This is a genomic window from Mycobacterium sp. P4_H6 (assembly GCF_056400845.1).
Map to the genome: position 1 here is coordinate 1 of NZ_JBFUKN010000033.1, position 15,291 is coordinate 15,291.

14 protein-coding genes are annotated in these 15,291 nt (G+C 65.6%); 8 read left to right on the forward strand and 6 right to left on the reverse strand.

All coding sequences use genetic code 11. The features are described 5' to 3' along the window. Together AC1DTF_RS15550 and AC1DTF_RS15555 are read left to right on the forward strand one after the other, a co-directional pair. The coding region (locus tag AC1DTF_RS15550; RefSeq protein ID WP_477474713.1) for a hypothetical protein at positions 1–822 on the forward strand (822 nt) is incomplete at its 5' end. A 691-nt stretch (positions 823–1,513) separates the two neighbouring features. After that, positions 1,514–2,566, forward strand: coding sequence for a hypothetical protein (locus tag AC1DTF_RS15555; RefSeq protein WP_477474714.1), 1,053 nt, complete (start codon positions 1,514–1,516; stop codon positions 2,564–2,566). Positions 2,567–2,789: 223 nt separating this feature from the next. Here the strand turns inward: AC1DTF_RS15555 and AC1DTF_RS15560 are convergent, their stop codons facing one another. Continuing rightward, entirely contained in the window at positions 2,790–3,908 is a 1,119-nt protein-coding gene (locus AC1DTF_RS15560; RefSeq protein ID WP_477474715.1) for a serine/threonine-protein kinase, read from the reverse strand. Between the two features lie 24 nt (positions 3,909–3,932). After that, complete coding sequence (locus AC1DTF_RS15565) at positions 3,933–4,955, reverse strand: oxygenase MpaB family protein (RefSeq protein ID WP_477474716.1); 1,023 nt, start codon at positions 4,953–4,955, stop codon at positions 3,933–3,935. A gap of 70 nt (positions 4,956–5,025) precedes the next feature. Here AC1DTF_RS15565 and AC1DTF_RS15570 point away from each other — a divergent pair, with 70 nt between their 5' ends. From AC1DTF_RS15570 to phoU, 5 genes are all read left to right on the forward strand, one after another. Then, positions 5,026–5,610: a TetR/AcrR family transcriptional regulator gene (locus AC1DTF_RS15570; RefSeq protein WP_477474717.1), complete on the forward strand. Its 585-nt coding sequence runs from the start codon at positions 5,026–5,028 to the stop codon at positions 5,608–5,610. Positions 5,611–5,741: 131 nt separating this feature from the next. Then, on the forward strand, positions 5,742–6,746 hold the full coding sequence (locus tag AC1DTF_RS15575; protein ID WP_057167954.1) for an acyl-ACP desaturase: 1,005 nt from the start codon (positions 5,742–5,744) through the stop codon (positions 6,744–6,746). After that, positions 6,731–7,912, forward strand: a complete 1,182-nt coding sequence (dusB, locus tag AC1DTF_RS15580) for a tRNA dihydrouridine synthase DusB (protein WP_268766305.1) — start codon at positions 6,731–6,733, stop codon at positions 7,910–7,912. The genes AC1DTF_RS15575 and dusB overlap by 16 nt, the downstream gene beginning before the upstream one ends. A gap of 214 nt (positions 7,913–8,126) precedes the next feature. After that, positions 8,127–10,172 (forward strand): LCP family protein, encoded by a 2,046-nt coding sequence (locus AC1DTF_RS15585; protein WP_477474718.1) that lies wholly within the window; start codon positions 8,127–8,129, stop codon positions 10,170–10,172. 86 nt (positions 10,173–10,258) lie between these two features. After that, positions 10,259–10,927: a phosphate signaling complex protein PhoU gene (gene phoU / locus AC1DTF_RS15590; protein WP_477474719.1), complete on the forward strand. Its 669-nt coding sequence runs from the start codon at positions 10,259–10,261 to the stop codon at positions 10,925–10,927. Positions 10,928–10,929: 2 nt separating this feature from the next. Here the strand turns inward: phoU and AC1DTF_RS15595 are convergent, their stop codons facing one another. Beyond that, a complete protein-coding gene (locus tag AC1DTF_RS15595) occupies positions 10,930–11,442 on the reverse strand; it encodes a MarR family winged helix-turn-helix transcriptional regulator (RefSeq protein WP_477474720.1) in 513 nt (170 codons plus the stop codon). A gap of 83 nt (positions 11,443–11,525) precedes the next feature. Here AC1DTF_RS15595 and AC1DTF_RS15600 point away from each other — a divergent pair, with 83 nt between their 5' ends. Then, positions 11,526–12,500, forward strand: coding sequence for a quinone oxidoreductase family protein (locus tag AC1DTF_RS15600; protein WP_477474721.1), 975 nt, complete (start codon positions 11,526–11,528; stop codon positions 12,498–12,500). Between the two features lie 3 nt (positions 12,501–12,503). Here AC1DTF_RS15600 and pstB read toward each other — a convergent pair whose 3' ends face one another. From pstB to pstC, 3 genes are read right to left on the reverse strand one after another with little or no spacing between them, the layout of a single operon-like run. Then, the gene (pstB, locus tag AC1DTF_RS15605) at positions 12,504–13,280 is read right to left on the reverse strand and encodes a phosphate ABC transporter ATP-binding protein PstB (RefSeq protein WP_057167917.1); all 777 of its coding nucleotides are present in this window, start codon (positions 13,278–13,280) and stop codon (positions 12,504–12,506) included. 18 nt (positions 13,281–13,298) lie between these two features. After that, complete coding sequence (gene pstA / locus AC1DTF_RS15610; RefSeq protein ID WP_477474722.1) at positions 13,299–14,213, reverse strand: phosphate ABC transporter permease PstA; 915 nt, start codon at positions 14,211–14,213, stop codon at positions 13,299–13,301. Then, positions 14,210–15,283: a phosphate ABC transporter permease subunit PstC gene (pstC, locus tag AC1DTF_RS15615; protein WP_477474723.1), complete on the reverse strand. Its 1,074-nt coding sequence runs from the start codon at positions 15,281–15,283 to the stop codon at positions 14,210–14,212. The genes pstA and pstC overlap by 4 nt, the downstream gene beginning before the upstream one ends. Positions 15,284–15,291: the final 8 nt, after the last annotated feature.

The following is a 15,291-nucleotide window of genomic DNA, read 5'->3' on the forward strand; positions in this document are numbered from 1 at the left end:
GACTACGACAAAGCTTCGCGTTGGACCCGATTCTTTCTGAGAGACAGCACCGCCGAACAGGTCCGCGCCATCGCCAACTACGCACTGGAAGCCGACAATCGGTTGACTACCGGCACCATTCTTCAGCGCCTCTTCGATCCCACTCAAGGCGAAAATGAATGGGGTCACGCAGTTTTCGGCGCATACAACGGTGACGCTCAGGTACCTCCGGCGTATCTCGGCCGAGAATTTTCGGCACAGCACCAACACTTCCTGGTCAGTGAAGCTGCGGTGGTCGACTCGGGAGACTTTGAGACAGCTGTCCGAAGGGTCACCGAACACGGGTATGGCATGGACGCCGGGTCTCGCCTTCTGGCCCTGATGAACCCCGCACAGGCTGAGGTTGTCAGCCAGTGGAAGGCAGGCGACGAGAACGCCACAGGCGTTGTCGCCAAGCATGATTACATCCCGTCCGCCGGCTCACCGGCCTACCTCCAGCCAGACAACGTCATCGGCCAGATCGCACCGGCAACCTATAACGGCTTGCGAGTCGAAGGAAGCTACGGCCCCACTCTCGTCGTCCAGTCGGACTTCATCCCAGAGAACTACTTCGCGGTGGTGGCTACCTACGGCCCGAACCACAAAGACAACGCCATCGGCTTTCGAGAGCACGTGCAGCCGCAATATCGTGGGTTCAGAACTGTTGGGGGATCGAACGAATACCCCTTGCACGATGCATTTTTCACCCGAGCTTTCGGTGTGGGCGTTCGCCGTCGCGGCCAGGCGTGCGTGGTGCAGATCAAACCTAGCGGCAGCTACGACGTTCCGAACATTCCGAAGTAGGTCGCGGCCAATGAGCAGAACAGGAACTGGCGGCACCGGACTTGGCGACGGCGGGCAGCTGGACCGCAATCTGGAGTTTCTGGACACCGGCAACACCGGCTCCACCGAATTCAGCTGGGGCGAGGGTCTGGAACCGGCAGCCGTTCGCGGACTGCCACCGTCGGAAGGTGGTCGGTATTGCGGACAAACACCGGGCTGTCCCAATCAGGTAGGGGTGTCTCGCCGATAGACCGGCTGCGCGCGACTCCCGGCCTGTAGTCGCCGCGCGCCAACTTGGCCGCCCTGGGTGCTAATCCTCCACCCAGGGCGGCCAAGTGCTATCTGTCCGTAGGCAGGAGCCGGGGGGGGTTATCGAGGTTCTCCCAACATCGCGTCAACCTCGCCACAGAGCCAATTCTCCACGGCCCGATCACAGTCAGGACAGACAGCTAGAAATATCGTGCCGCCGGGGGCATCCTCCCAACTAAGAACGCCCCAATCCACGACGTGGTCGAACGGCTTCGGCGCTAGACACCGGAAACAATGCCCTAGTTCCGATCTCGCCATCATTTCTCGCGCTGCTCGGTAACATTGATGAGTAGCTTCAATGACGAGTTCGTCGGGTATCTCAAGGTTGCTCATCGGCTGACGTTTGGACGGGTTTCCCGCGCGGTGGGCGAGCGATGTCGGTGCCCTCAGTGATACTGGCGGGATGACGGAGGGTCCTCTTGCATTGCAGATTCAGCGCCTGGTGGACGAAGCGCTTGCGGCGTTCGATTCATCGGGAACCACGGTTTCGGCGCTGGTGCGTAAAGCGCAGCGTATTGCGATGTTGAGGGGTGACTACGCAAAGCAAGTCGGACTCATCCTGCAAACAACAGAGTTCGTAGCTGAAATGGTGAACAGTGGGAATGATCCCGACATTCCGGCCTACTACATGGCGTGTCAGAAGCTGGCAACATTGGTTGGGGCCGAGGAGTCGCTGCAGGAGGTCGAGCGGCAGTTTCGAAACTATCTGCGTACGAGACGAATTGGCCAGGAAGGTGTCGACGGCTCAACAATAGTGAGTAGCACGGTGTCCCAACTAGAGGACAATTTGGATCTGTTGGAGCGAGCATACGAAGATGCAAAGTCGCCGGGAGAGCCGAGCACGCAACATGACGTTCTCGTCGCCTTGCAAGACAAATATCAGGTGATGAGCAAAGTGCGCCAGGACGTCTACGACTATCTCGTGTCAGTCGAGATGGACGTGGTTGCAGGCAAGCCCAACAGTGACATTTTTCAACGAGCGCAGGCTTACATCAATGAGTCTCTACGAAGATTCGCTCCGGATGCGCTTGAGAAATTCGTCGCCGCTCAGGATCGCTTGAGCTCAGGATCGAGCGAGGACTATGCGTATGCCCTCACGTCGTGCCGCCGCGTGATCAAAGATCTGGCCGATGCTTTGTACCCAGCTACGGGCGAAGATGTGGAAGGCGTAGACGGTGCAATGCGCAGGATGTCCGACGACAGGTACAAGAACCGACTCACCGAATACGTGCGGCAGAACGTTGGGGCTAAGCGTCACAAGCAGACTGTTGTGCAGGTCGTCACTGACCTGTACAGCCGCCTCAACGCGCTAGACGGCCTCGCGAGCAAAGGTGTACACGACGATGTCACGCAGGCCGAAGCGGAGACGTGTGTCGTCTGGACCTACATGCTGGCGGGCGACATCGTGCGAATCGCCGACGGCACGTCTACCTTCCTGGTCTCCGATGCCACGTGACAGCAGGATGACAGCGGCGCGGCAGCAGCGCGGCTGCCAGCGGTAACTTTGCAGCAGCTGCTGGAATGGCCCAAATGTCAACAGGAAAGCTACGCTGACCTGTTATTTCCCGGGCCTCTCGGATGGTCAGGGACGCATTTCCGGGTGCGCTTCGGCAGTTCACCTAGCGGCTTTTAATCCGCAGGTCCCAGGTTCGAGCCCTGGTGGGGGCACCACGCCTGTCTCATCGGTCATCACCCTTGGGCTTCGGCGCCTTGCCGTTCTCGCCCTTCTTGTTCTCACCGTTGCCGCGGCCCCGCGTCGGTCCGGGCTGTTGCTGTTCGACCGTGGCGGTCGTGGTCGGCGGCGGCGCCGAGGTCGTGGTGGTCGGGGTCGGCGTCGTGGTGGTCGTGGTCGTCACCGGCGTGGGCGTGCCGGAGCGGGACGCGGTGTCCACCACGAAGGCGATGACGAGCACCAGGACCGCCAGCACGGCCCCGGCAATACCGATCAGCGTGCGGCGGCGACTGCGCGGCGTGGGCGCCGGCACGTAGGCCGTGGCGGGATCGGGCAGCGGGGCATCCAGGAACAGCGTCTGCGGTCGCACCGCGCTCAGCGCGGCCCGCATCTGCTCGGCATCGGCGAACCGGGCCCGCGGGTCGGGCGCGATGGCGCGCTGCACGACCGAGGCGAGCGCCGGGCCGGCGTCCGGGCGCAGCACGGCCACGTCCTCATGCGGCGCCGGGACACGTCCCACGAGCGCTTCGAAGGCCAGCACCCCGACCGCGTACAGATCGTCGGCGATCGTCGCGGGACGGCCGGCGATCCGCTCCGGGCTGAGATAGCCGAGCGTGCCGATCACCAGGCCGGTCATGGTGTGGTCGGACTCGGGGCTCTTCGCGATGCCGAAGTCGGCGACCTTGGGCACGCCGGTGTCGGTCAGCAGGATGTTGGCGGGCTTGATGTCGCGGTGCAGGATGCCCGCGGCGTGCGCCGTCGCCAGCGCGGAGAGCACGTCATCGAGCAGTGAGCGGATCTGCGGCAAGGGCATCGGCCCCTGCGCGATGGTGTCCGCGACGGTGCGCCCGCTGAGGCGCTCCATCACGATGTAGGGGGTGCCGTCGTGTTCGCCGCTGTCGTGCACCGCGACGATGTGCGGGTGGCTCAGGCGTGCCGCGGCCCGGGCCTCGACCTCGAAACGCCGGCGGTTCTCGGGTTGCGCGGCCAGTGCCGGGTACATCAGCTTGATCGCGACGGCGCGGCCGAGTCTGGTGTCCCAGCCGTCGTGGACCTCCGCCATGCCCCCGCGGCCGAGCAGACCACGCAGTTCGTAGCGGCCGCCGAGTATTTCGGGCCCCTGCATGGGGCTAACGGTAGACGGTGAGGGTCAGCCGACCTCGGGGCAGTAGAACTGCGGCTGGCCGCGGTACTCGACGGGCGGCAGGTTGCGCGCCGGGGTCTGCACCAGCGGGGAGTCTGCGGGCAGGCGGCCCGACGCCCGGTCCACCGCGGAGCGCTTGCGCGGGTGCATCAGCGAGCGTTTGGGCAGCACCTTGCCCGCGAAGGTGATGACGCTGCAGAGCCTGTCGTGCAGCCGCTGCTGGCGCGGCGTCCACCGGTAGCCCATCAGGTCACGCACCGGCTGGTCGTAGAGGGCCACCGTCATGAACGTCAGGAAACGCTGCATGACCTTGAGGTTCAGCGCCCACAGCGGGTCCGGGATCCACTGCAGTGAGGGATGTTTGGGCATGGTCGACAGATCCATGACCTCGCGCGCGGCGTAGTTGTTCTCCAACACGTTGCTGCACATGTGATCCCAGTACTGCTCGAACTCCTCCCAGGAGTTCGGCACCGGCCGCATGCTCATCCCGTACATCCGGTACCAGGCGACGTGCTCGTCGAACAGCTGGCGCTTGTCGGCCAGCGAGATCCCGCCGCCGAACTTCTCGGCGGCCAGCAGGGTGGACTTGAAGAACGTGGCGTGCGCCCAGTAGAAGACGTCGGGATTGAGCGCGCTGTAGCGGCGTCCCTGCTTGTCCACGCCCTTGATACCGAGGTGATAGTCGCGGACCTCGGCTCCGGTCTTGGGTGCGCGCTCACCGTCGAAGACCACGCCGCCGATCGGATAGATCGAGCGCAGCAGCCGCGGGATGCGCTCGAGGAAGAAGATCGAGTGCTCTTCGACCGCCGCGCCGAGCTGGGGATGCATGTTCTGCATCGACCCGGCCCAGGTGCCCTGGAACAGGCCCGTCCATTGGCCGAAGTATCTCCAGGTCAGCGAGTCCGGCCCGAGCGGCATCGCGGGGGCGTCGTACCCGCCGGTGCTCACCGGGCAGCCTGCCGCCACCTCGGCGGTGGCCTCGGCGGATGCGCTGGTCACCGGGCACGTCTCGGACGTATCTTGAGTCACTGGCCAACTTCCGTCCCAGTCAGAAACGATTCTGACTACACTCGTTGTCACTACGCAGCTTAGGAGTGATGTGCCGTCCGGTCAACGACGTGGTCGATGGTCCGGCGTTCCCCTGCAGGATCGCCAGACACTGCGGCGCGGTGAACTCATCGCCGCCGGGGTGACCCTGCTCGGCGGGGCGGCCGGCCCGGCGCTGACGGTGCGCGCGGTGTGCCGCGAAGCGAGCCTGACCGAGCGGTATTTCTACGAGAGCTTCACCGACCGCGACGAATTCGTGCGCGCCGTCTACGACGACGTGTGCGGCACCGCAATGAAGGCCCTGCTGTCCTCGCAGACACCGCGCGACGCCGTCGAGGCGTTCGTGGCGCTGATGGTCGACGACCCGAGCCGCGGCCGGGTGCTGCTGCTGGCGCCCGAGCGGGAACCGGTGCTCACCAAATCCGGCGCGGAGTGGATGCCCAACTTCATCGCCCTTCTGCAGCACAAACTCACCGAAATCACCGACCCGGCGTTGCAGGCAATGGTCGCGACCGGTCTCGTCGGCGCCCTGACGGCGTTGTTCACCGCCTATCTCAACGGCCGGCTGACCGCCACCCGCGAGCAGTTCGTCGACTACTGCACCGACATGTTGCTGAGCCGCGCCACCGTTCGCTGAGGTTTGCCGGCGCAGCGGCTATCAGATCGATTTGGAACCGTTATCAGACGCACAGGCAGCGTAACTTGATGTCACTGGGGGGCACAGATATATTGAGTGCTACCAACAGGTACAGATAACTGGGAGTGAACGTGTCGCAAGACCTACCCGACGTGCAATTGCTGCGCGAGCTCGAACCTGTCGTCGAGAAGAACATCAACCGGCACCTCGCCATGCGCAAGGACTGGAACCCGCACGACTACATCCCGTGGTCGGACGGCAAGAACTTCTACGCCCTCGGCGGGCAGGACTGGCATCCCGAGCAGTCCAAACTCTCCGAGGTCGCCCAGACCGCGATGGTGCAGAACCTGCTGACCGAGGACAACCTGCCCTCGTACCACCGCGAGATCGCGATGAACTTCACCATGGACGGCCCATGGGGCTGGTGGGTAAATCGTTGGACCGCCGAGGAGAACCGGCACGGGATCGCACTGCGCGACTACCTGCTGGTCACCCGCGCCATCGATCCCGTCGAACTCGAAGAGTTGCGCGTCGAGCAGGTCACCCGTGGCTTCTCCCCCGGCCAGAATCAGCAGGGCGACCTGTTCGCGTCCACCCTGTTCGACTCCGTCATCTACGTGACGTTCCAGGAGCTCGCGACCCGCGTCTCACACCGCAACACCGGCAAGGCCTGCGAAGAGACCATCGCCGACCAGCTGCTGGGCCGGATCTCCGCCGATGAGAACCTGCACATGATCTTCTACCGCGACGTCAGCGCCGCCGGTCTGGACATGGTGCCCAACCAGGCGATGAAGTCGCTGCACCGCGTGCTGCGCAACTTCAAGATGCCCGGATACACGGTGCCCGAGTTCCGTCGCAAGGCCGTCACCATCGCCGTCGGCGGCGTGTACGACCCGCGGATCCACCTCGAGGACGTCGTGATGCCGGTGCTCAAGAAGTGGCGCATCTTCGAACGTGAGGATTTCACCGGCGAGGGCGCCCGACTGCGGGACGATCTCGGCGAGCTCGTCAAGGAGCTCCAGGACACCTGCGTGAAGTTCGAAGTGGCCAAGGAGCGTCGCCTGGAGCGCGAGCGCAAGGTCGCCGAGAAGAAGGCCATGAAGAACCTTTTGGTGACGTCATCGGCAGCCTCCTAGCCCCAGCACACAGCGACACGGCCCGGTCTGGCTTACAGATCGGGCCGCTCGCTTTGCGCAGTCCGGTCGTGCTGGCTCCTATGGCGGGTGTGACAAATGTCGCGTTCCGCACACTGTGCCGTGAACTCGAGGTTGCCCGCGCCGGCACCGTCAGCGGTCTGTACGTCTGCGAGATGGTGACCGCGCGTGCCCTCGTCGAGCGCCACCCGGTGACCATGCACATGACGACCTTCGCACCCGACGAGTCGCCGCGTTCGCTGCAGCTCTACACCGTGGACCCGGACACCACCTACGCGGCGGCCAAGATGATCGTCGACGAGAACATGGCCGACCACATCGACATGAACTTCGGCTGCCCGGTGCCCAAGGTGACCAAGCGCGGCGGCGGGTCCGCGATCCCGTACAAGCGCAAGCTTTTCGGCAAGATCGTCAGGGCTGCAGTCGCCGCGACAGAAGGCACCGACATCCCGGTCACCGTGAAGTTTCGGATCGGGATCGACGACGCCCACCACACCCATCTGGACGCCGGCCGCATCGCCGAGTCCGAGGGTGCGGCGGCGGTGGCGCTGCATGCCCGCACCGCCGCGCAGCGGTATTCGGGGACCGCCGATTGGAGTCAGATCGCGGCGCTCAAGCAGCACGTGACCACCATCCCGGTGCTCGGCAACGGCGATATCTTCGACGCCACCGATGCGCTGGCGATGATGGAGCAGACCGGGTGTGACGGAGTCGTCATCGGACGCGGCTGCCTGGGCCGGCCGTGGCTGTTCGCCGAGCTGTCGGCGGCCTTCAACGGGCGCCCCATCGCGACCCCTCCGACGCTCGGCGAGGTCGCCCACATCGTGCGCCGCCACGGCGAGCTGCTCTCGGCTCACTTCGGTGAGGACAAGGGCATGCGCGACATCCGTAAGCACGTCGCCTGGTACATGCACGGCTTCCCCGCCGGCGCCGACCTGCGCCGGGCGTTGGCACTGGTCAAGACCTTGCGTGAGCTCGATGCGCTGCTCGGCGAACTCGACGGCGACGTCCCGTTCCCGGAGGTGGCCGGCGGCCCGCGTGGACGTCAGGGCTCCCCCGGATCGGTCAGTCTGCCCGCGGGGTGGCTCGACGATCCCGATGATCTGACGGTGCCCGTCGGCGCCGACGTGATGAACTCCGGCGGCTGATCCTCGTCCGAGATGATCCCGAGACCGCTCCGTCACGTCATCGCGCTGTCGGACTCTCAGGTTGTCTCAGTACGATGAAAGGCCACCTGACCGGGCTCCGGTGGCGGAGCCGGGTGCAGTGCTGCTAAAAGAATGAGCAGCAGCTTTTGATTAAGCACCGATGAGAACGTGTGCAACGGCGCGCACGACCCCACGAGCCGAAGGCCGGTAGGACATGAGTGACGGCGATAACGCCACTCCTGACCGGCCCGACCGCGCGCCCGGGGAGGACAACCAATGGCTTACCCGATCTCCGCGATCGGCACCAGGCGCCACGCCGTGGGAACGCGCGCAGGCTGCTGACCCGGCCAAAGGGGCCCCGTCCGACCCACCCGCGGGTAACCACACCGACGGCGTCACCGTCGCCGACCTGATCGCCAAACTGGCGGCCGACCAGCCCAGCGGCGGACGCGGCCGCCGGCACCGCGCCGACCCGGTCGACGAACCCGCCCCGGCACCGGAAAGCCCCGCCGAGATCACCGACCCGGTCGAGCCGATCGAGGCCGCGATCTTCGAGCCGGCCCCCACCGGACGCGCGCCCCGCCGCGACCCCGCCGAGCCCGTCACCGAGGTCATGCACGTGCCCTCGGCGTACGCCGCGGAACTGCCCGACCTGGCTGCCGCCCGTCCGCCGCGCCCCCTGCACACGGTGCGCCCGGCACCGGTGCAGCACCACCGGGCCCGCACCATCGGCCGGGTGGCCGCCGCCCTCATCGCGGTGTGCGCGCTGGCTTTGACCGGCGGCGCCTGGCAATGGCAGTCGATGAAGAACAACAGCCTCAACCAGGTCTCCGCGCTGGACCCCAATTCGCGCGACATCGTGGACCCCAACGCCCAGTTCGGCGACGAGAACTTCCTGATCGTGGGCACCGACACGCGCATCGGCCAGAACAGTGAGGTCGGAGCGGGCACCACCGACGATGCCGCCGGCGCCCGCTCGGACACCATCATGCTGGTCAACATCCCGGCAGACCGCAAACGCGTTGTGGCCGTGTCCTTCCCGCGCGATCTGGCGATCACGCCGATCAAGTGTGAGCCCTGGAACCCGGAGACCGGGGTCTACGGACCGATCACCGACGAAGAATCGCCGATGTACGGCATGGAGGAGGCCTGGACCGAGACCAAGCTGAACTCGGCCTACGCCGTCGGCGGGCCCAAGTGCCTGGTGAAGGTCATCCAGAAACTGTCCGGCCTGTCGGTCAACCGGTTCATGGCCGTCGACTTCACCGGCTTCGCCAAGATGGTCGACGCGCTGGGCGGCGTGGAGGTGTGCAGCACCACCCCGCTGGAGGACTACGAGCTGGGCACCGTGCTGGCCAACCCCGGCCGGCAGATGGTCGACGGCCACACCGCGCTGAACTACGTGCGCGCCCGCCAGGTCACCACCGAGGTCAACGGTGATTACGGCCGCATCAAGCGCCAGCAGCTGTTCCTGTCCTCGCTGCTGCGCTCGCTGATCTCCAGAGAGGTGTTCTTCAGCCTCAGCAAGCTCAACAACGTCGTCAACATGTTCATCGAGGACAGTTTCGTCGACAACATCCGGACCAAGGATCTCGTGGACCTGGGACAGTCCGTCCAGGGCGTGAACGCCGGCCGGATCACCTTCGTCACCGTGCCCACCACCGGCTACGCCGACGACTACGGCAACGAGCAGCCCCGCGTCGACGACATGGCCGCCCTGTTCGAGGCGATCATCGATGACGATCCGCTGCCCGAGGAGCGCAACGCCGACAACACCCCGGTGCCCGAGACCCCCGAATCCGGCAGCGGCACAACCTCACCCGCCGACCCGGACGGCGAGGTGGTCGATGCGGTGGCCACCGAACCCGGCGCGGTCACGGTGCGGGTGTCGAACTCGACCGGCGAATCCGGGCTGGCCAGCAGCGCCGCCGATGTGTTGCAACAACATGGCTTCAACATCGACACCCCCGACGACTATCCCGGCCCGCTGACCTCGACGACGGTGTTCTTCTCACCCGGTAACGAGCAGGCCGCAGCCACCGTGGCGTCGTCGTTCCACAACGCCACCATCGAGCGGGTGACCGGGATGGGCGATGTGGTGCGGGTGGTACTGGGCTCCGATTTCAGCTCGGTGAGCCCGCCCTCTCCGAGCGGATCGTCGGTACAGGTGCACATGGTGCGCGGTACCAGCAGTGAGCAGGCCACCGAACTACCCGAGGATCTGACGGTCACCAACGCAGCGGACACCACCTGCGAATAGTTCGATCCCTCGCGCGCGAAGGGCATTCACCGTTCGTTCACCTGTGACATCGTGACCTTCGGGCCCGGCAACCGTAAGGTAATTACATGCGTACTGCGTATCAAGAACAGCTGTCTTCCTTGACCGTTCAGCTCGGCGAGATGTGTGGCCTGGCGGGCGTGGCAATGGAACGCGCGACCCAGTCCCTGCTGCAGGCCGATCTGGCGCTCGCCGAACAGGTCATCACCGACCATGACCGCATCACCGAGATCAGCGTGCGCGCCGAGGAAGCCGCTTTCATGCTGCTGGCCCTGCAGGGACCGGTTGCCGGAGACCTGCGCGCCATCGTCAGCGGGATCCAGATCGTCGCCGACATCGACCGGATGGGCGCCCTGGCCCTGCACGTCGCCAAGATCGCCCGCCGCCGCCATCCCCAGCACGCGCTGCCCGAGGAAGTCAACGGTTACTTCGCCGAAATGGGCCGCGTGGCAGTCGAATTGAGCCGCAGCGCGCAAGAGGTGCTGGACACCCTCGACCCGGAGAAGGCTGCCCGGATCCGCGAAGAAGACGATGCGATGGACGACCTGCACCGTCACCTGTTCTCGGTGCTGATGGACAAGGACTGGAAGCACGGCGTCACCGCCGCCGTCGACGTGACGTTGCTGAGCCGCTTCTACGAGCGCTTCGCCGACCACGCCGTCGAGGTGGCCCGCCGGGTGATCTTCACCGCCACCGGATCGTTCCCGGAGGACGCGACGTTCGAGGAGCCGCGCTGAGCTCAGCGCTCGCCGGCAACGATCCGCACGCCCTCCTTGCGGGCGGCCAGCAGGTCGCGCAGCACCGTCTCCAGCACCTGCAGATCGGCGTTGCTGTAGCGCTGCAGGAATTCGCACATCCCGCGTTTCATCTCGTCGTGCAGTTCGCGGTGCGCAGCGCTGACCAGCGCGCCGTCGGCGGTGAGCTCCAGCTGGATCTCTTTTCGGTTGCCGGGCACCGGGGTGCGCACCACCAGACCGGCCTCGACCAGGCGCTGCACGTGCTTGGAGACCGTTCCCTTGAGCTGACCGGATTTGCCGGCCAGCCCGACCACGCCCACCGGCCCGTCCGCGATGGCGGCGAGCAGATGCATCGACAGTGTCGGTAGCCCACGCACGGCCTTCTCCAGCCGTTCCGGGCAGCGCTGCACCATGAAATCGCGTTCCGGATCGCCGTCCTCGTCTGCGTCGAACTTGTCGCCGACCGCTCCGATCAACGTGTTGATGGCGTCGATCAGCCCGGACTTGGTTTTCACGGAAACCATATTGCCATCCGCTCGCCGTGGCCGTACATTGTTTCCATAGAAACCATATTCTAGGAAACTATGAGGAGCGCATCATGAAAGCCGCCGTCGTCACCGAATGGGGCCAATCCCCCACCTACACCGACTTCGCCGAGCCGCAAGCCGGGGACGGCACCGTCGCCGCCACCGCCGAAGCCTCGGCACTGACCAACCTGACCAAGGCACTCATCAGCGGAAAGCACTACGCCAGCGGCGAACTCACGCTTCCTGCGATCCCGGGCGTGGACGGTGTGGCCCGACTCGACGACGGGCGCCGGGTCTACACCGGTGCGGTGGCGCCCTACGGCATGATGGCCGAGCGCACCCTGATCAGTGCCCACGGATTGGTCGAGCTACCCGATGGGGTGGATGCCGTCACCGCGGCCGCCGTGCCCAATCCCGGGATATCCGCCTGGGCCGCACTGGAATTCGCCGCCGCCTTGCAGCCGGGCCAGAATGTGCTGGTGCTGGGCGCCACCGGAGTGACCGGATCGATGGCCGTGCAGCTGGCCAAGTCGGTGTTCGGCGCCGGGCGCGTGATCGTCACCGGCCGGAACGAGAGCCGATTGCAGTGGCTGCGCACGGTGGGCGCCGACGAGGCCATCAACCTCGGCGACGCAGACGTCAGCGAGCAGATCAGTGCACTGCACGCCAAGCATCCGTTCGACGCGGTACTGGACTACCTCTGGGGCGATCCGGCCGCCAAAGCCCTTGCCGCACTGGCCGCGAGCCATCCTGCCGCGCACTATCACCGCACCCGGTTCGTCCAGATCGGATCGATGGCCGGAGCCGATATCACGCTGCCGGCCGCGATCCTGCGCGGTACCGGCATCACCATGTCCGGGGTCGGCATCGGCAGCGTGCCGCCCGAGGTGCTGGCGCGGACGCGCAACGAGGCCCTGCCACGGCTGTTCGACATGGTCGCCGCCGGCACCATCGAACTGCGCACGCTCACACGCCCGCTGGCCGAGGTCACCGACGCCTGGACCACCGCGGAGCCGTCCGGCACCCGGGTGGTGCTGACCCCCTAGCGGCTAGCCGAAACGGCCGGAGATGTAATCCTCGGTGGCCTTCTTGGTGGGGTTGGAGAAGATCTTCTCGGTGTCGTCGATCTCGATGAGCTGGCCGGGCTTGCCGGTGGCCTCGAGGTTGAAGAACGCCGTCTGATCGCTGACCCGGGCCGCCTGCTGCATGTTGTGCGTGACKATCACGATGGTGAAGTCCTGCTTCAGCGTCGAGATCAGATCCTCGATCGCCAGCGTGGAGATCGGGTCCAGCGCCGAACACGGCTCATCCATCAGCAGCACATCGGGCTGCACCGCGATCGCGCGGGCGATGCACAGACGCTGCTGCTGACCGCCGGAGAGGCCGCCGCCGGGCTTGTCGAGGCGGTCCTTGACCTCGTTCCACAGGTTGGCACCCTTGAGCGACCGTTCGGTGGTCTCATCGAGGGTCTTCTTGTTGCGGACACCCTGCAGCTTCAGCCCGGCCACCACATTGTCGCGGATCGACATGGTGGGGAACGGGTTCGGCCGCTGGAACACCATGCCGATGGTCTTGCGCACGCCCACCGGGTCGACGCCGGCACCGTAGATGTCGTCACCGTCGAGCAGCACCGAGCCCTTGACGTAGGCGCCCGGGATGACCTCGTGCATGCGGTTCAGGGTGCGCAGCACGGTCGACTTGCCGCAGCCCGAGGGGCCGATGAACGCCGTCACGCTGCGCGGTTCGACCGACAGGGACACGTTCTGCACGGCGTGGAACGCGCCGTAGTAGATGTTGACGTCTTTGAGATCAAGTCGCTTGGCCATGGTTATCTCCTAAACCTGCTAGACCTTTTTCGGGGCAAAGAACTTGGCAATGAATCGCGCACCGACATTGAGCAGCGCGATCAGGACCACCAGGGTGAGCGCAGCGCCCCACAGTCGGTCGGTCGGAACCGGGTTGGCCCCTGCACCCGCCGATGTCTGGTCGAACATCATGCCGGGCAACGAACCCATGAAGCCGCTGAACATGTCGAAGTTCATGGCCTGGGCGTAGCCCACCAGGATCAGCAGCGGTGCGGTCTCACCCATGACACGCGCCAGCGACAGTAGGATGCCGGTGACGATGCCCGACAGCGCGGTCGGCACCACGATGGCCGAGATGGTCTTCCACTTCGGCACGCCGAGTGCATAGCTCGCCTCGCGCAGGTCCATCGGCACGATGCGCAGCATCTCCTCGGTGGCGCGCACGATGACCGGAATCATCAAGAGCACCAAGGCCAGTGACACCGCCAGGCCGGAGCGCTGGAAGCCCAGCGTCGCGACCCACAGCGCGTAGATGAACAGCGCCGCCACGATCGAGGGCACACCGGTGAGGATGTCGACCATGAAGGTGGTCACCTTGCCGAGTCGGGTCCCACCGCCGTATTCCACCAGGTAGATGGCCACGAAGATGCCGATCGGGATGGAGATGATGGCACAGATCAGGGCCTGCAGCAGCGAGCCCACGATGGCGTGATAGGCACCGCCACCGGGTTGAAAGGCCGTCATCCCGGCCTGCGAGTTCGTCCACCAGGTGCTCGACAGCACCACGCCGATGCCCTTGGAGACCACGGTGTAGAGCACCCACACCAGCGGGACGATCGCGACCACCACGGACGCGGTGACCAGGACGGTGGCGAGGCCGTCGGTGAACTTGCGACGTCCGCTGACGCCCTGGAAGGTGGGGGCCTTGATCGGCTGATCCAGCGTTGCGGTCATGATGCGGACCGGTCCTTTCCGGAGACCGCGGCACGGGCCAGCGAGTTCACCACGAACGTGAGGATGAACAGCACCAGGCCGGCGGCGATGTAGGCGCCCGCCTTGTACTGATCGTTGAATTCCGAAGCCGCCGAGGCGATCTTGCTGGCGAAGGTGAAGCCGCCGTCGAACAGCGACCAGCCGAACGCGGTCTGGGTGCCGCGCAAAATGATCAGCAGGGCGATGGTCTCACCGAGTGCACGGCCGAGGCCGAGCATGGCGCCGCTGATGTAGCCGGACATGCCGAACGGCAGCACCGTCGTGCGCACGACCTCCCAGCGGGTGGCGCCCAGCGCCAGCGCGGCCTCGATCTGGCCGCGCGGGGTCTGGACGAACACCTCGCGGGTGACGGCGGTGATGATCGGCAGGATCATCACCGCGAGCACGATGCCTGCTGTGAAGATGGTGCCACCGCCGGCCACCGACGCGTTGCCGGTGGAGAACAGGAACAGCCAGCTCAGGTTCTCGTTGAGCCACACCGCGACCGRCTTGATCGTCGGCGCGAGGACGTACAGGCCCCACACGCCGTAGATGATCGACGGCACCGCAGCCAACAGGTCGACCAGATAGGCCAGCGGGCCCTTGACCCGCTTGTGCGCGTAGTTGGTCAGATAGATCGCGATGCCCAACGCCACCGGCATCGCCAGGACCAGGGCGAAGACCGAGACGAACACCGTGACCTGCAGCAGGTCCAGGATGCCGAAGGACATCGCCGAGGTGTCGGTGGTGATCCAGTTGCCGCCGAAGAGGAAGAAGTTCTGCTCGTTGCGGGTCAGCGCCGGGATCGCCCGCCACAGCAGGAAGATGCCGATCGCGGCGATGATCGCGATGACCAGGACGCCCGATCCGGTGGCGAGCCCGCTGAAGATGCGGTCGCCGGGGCGCACCTTCGAGTTCTTCGACGGGTTCGTCGAGATCGGGGTGGGCTCGGGGAAGGGTGCGGCGAGCGCCTCACCCGACCCCGAGTCTGATGGATTCGGAATAGTCACGGAGCTACCGTCTGAACCCTTCTCGATACCTTTGAATGTCATTCGGTCAG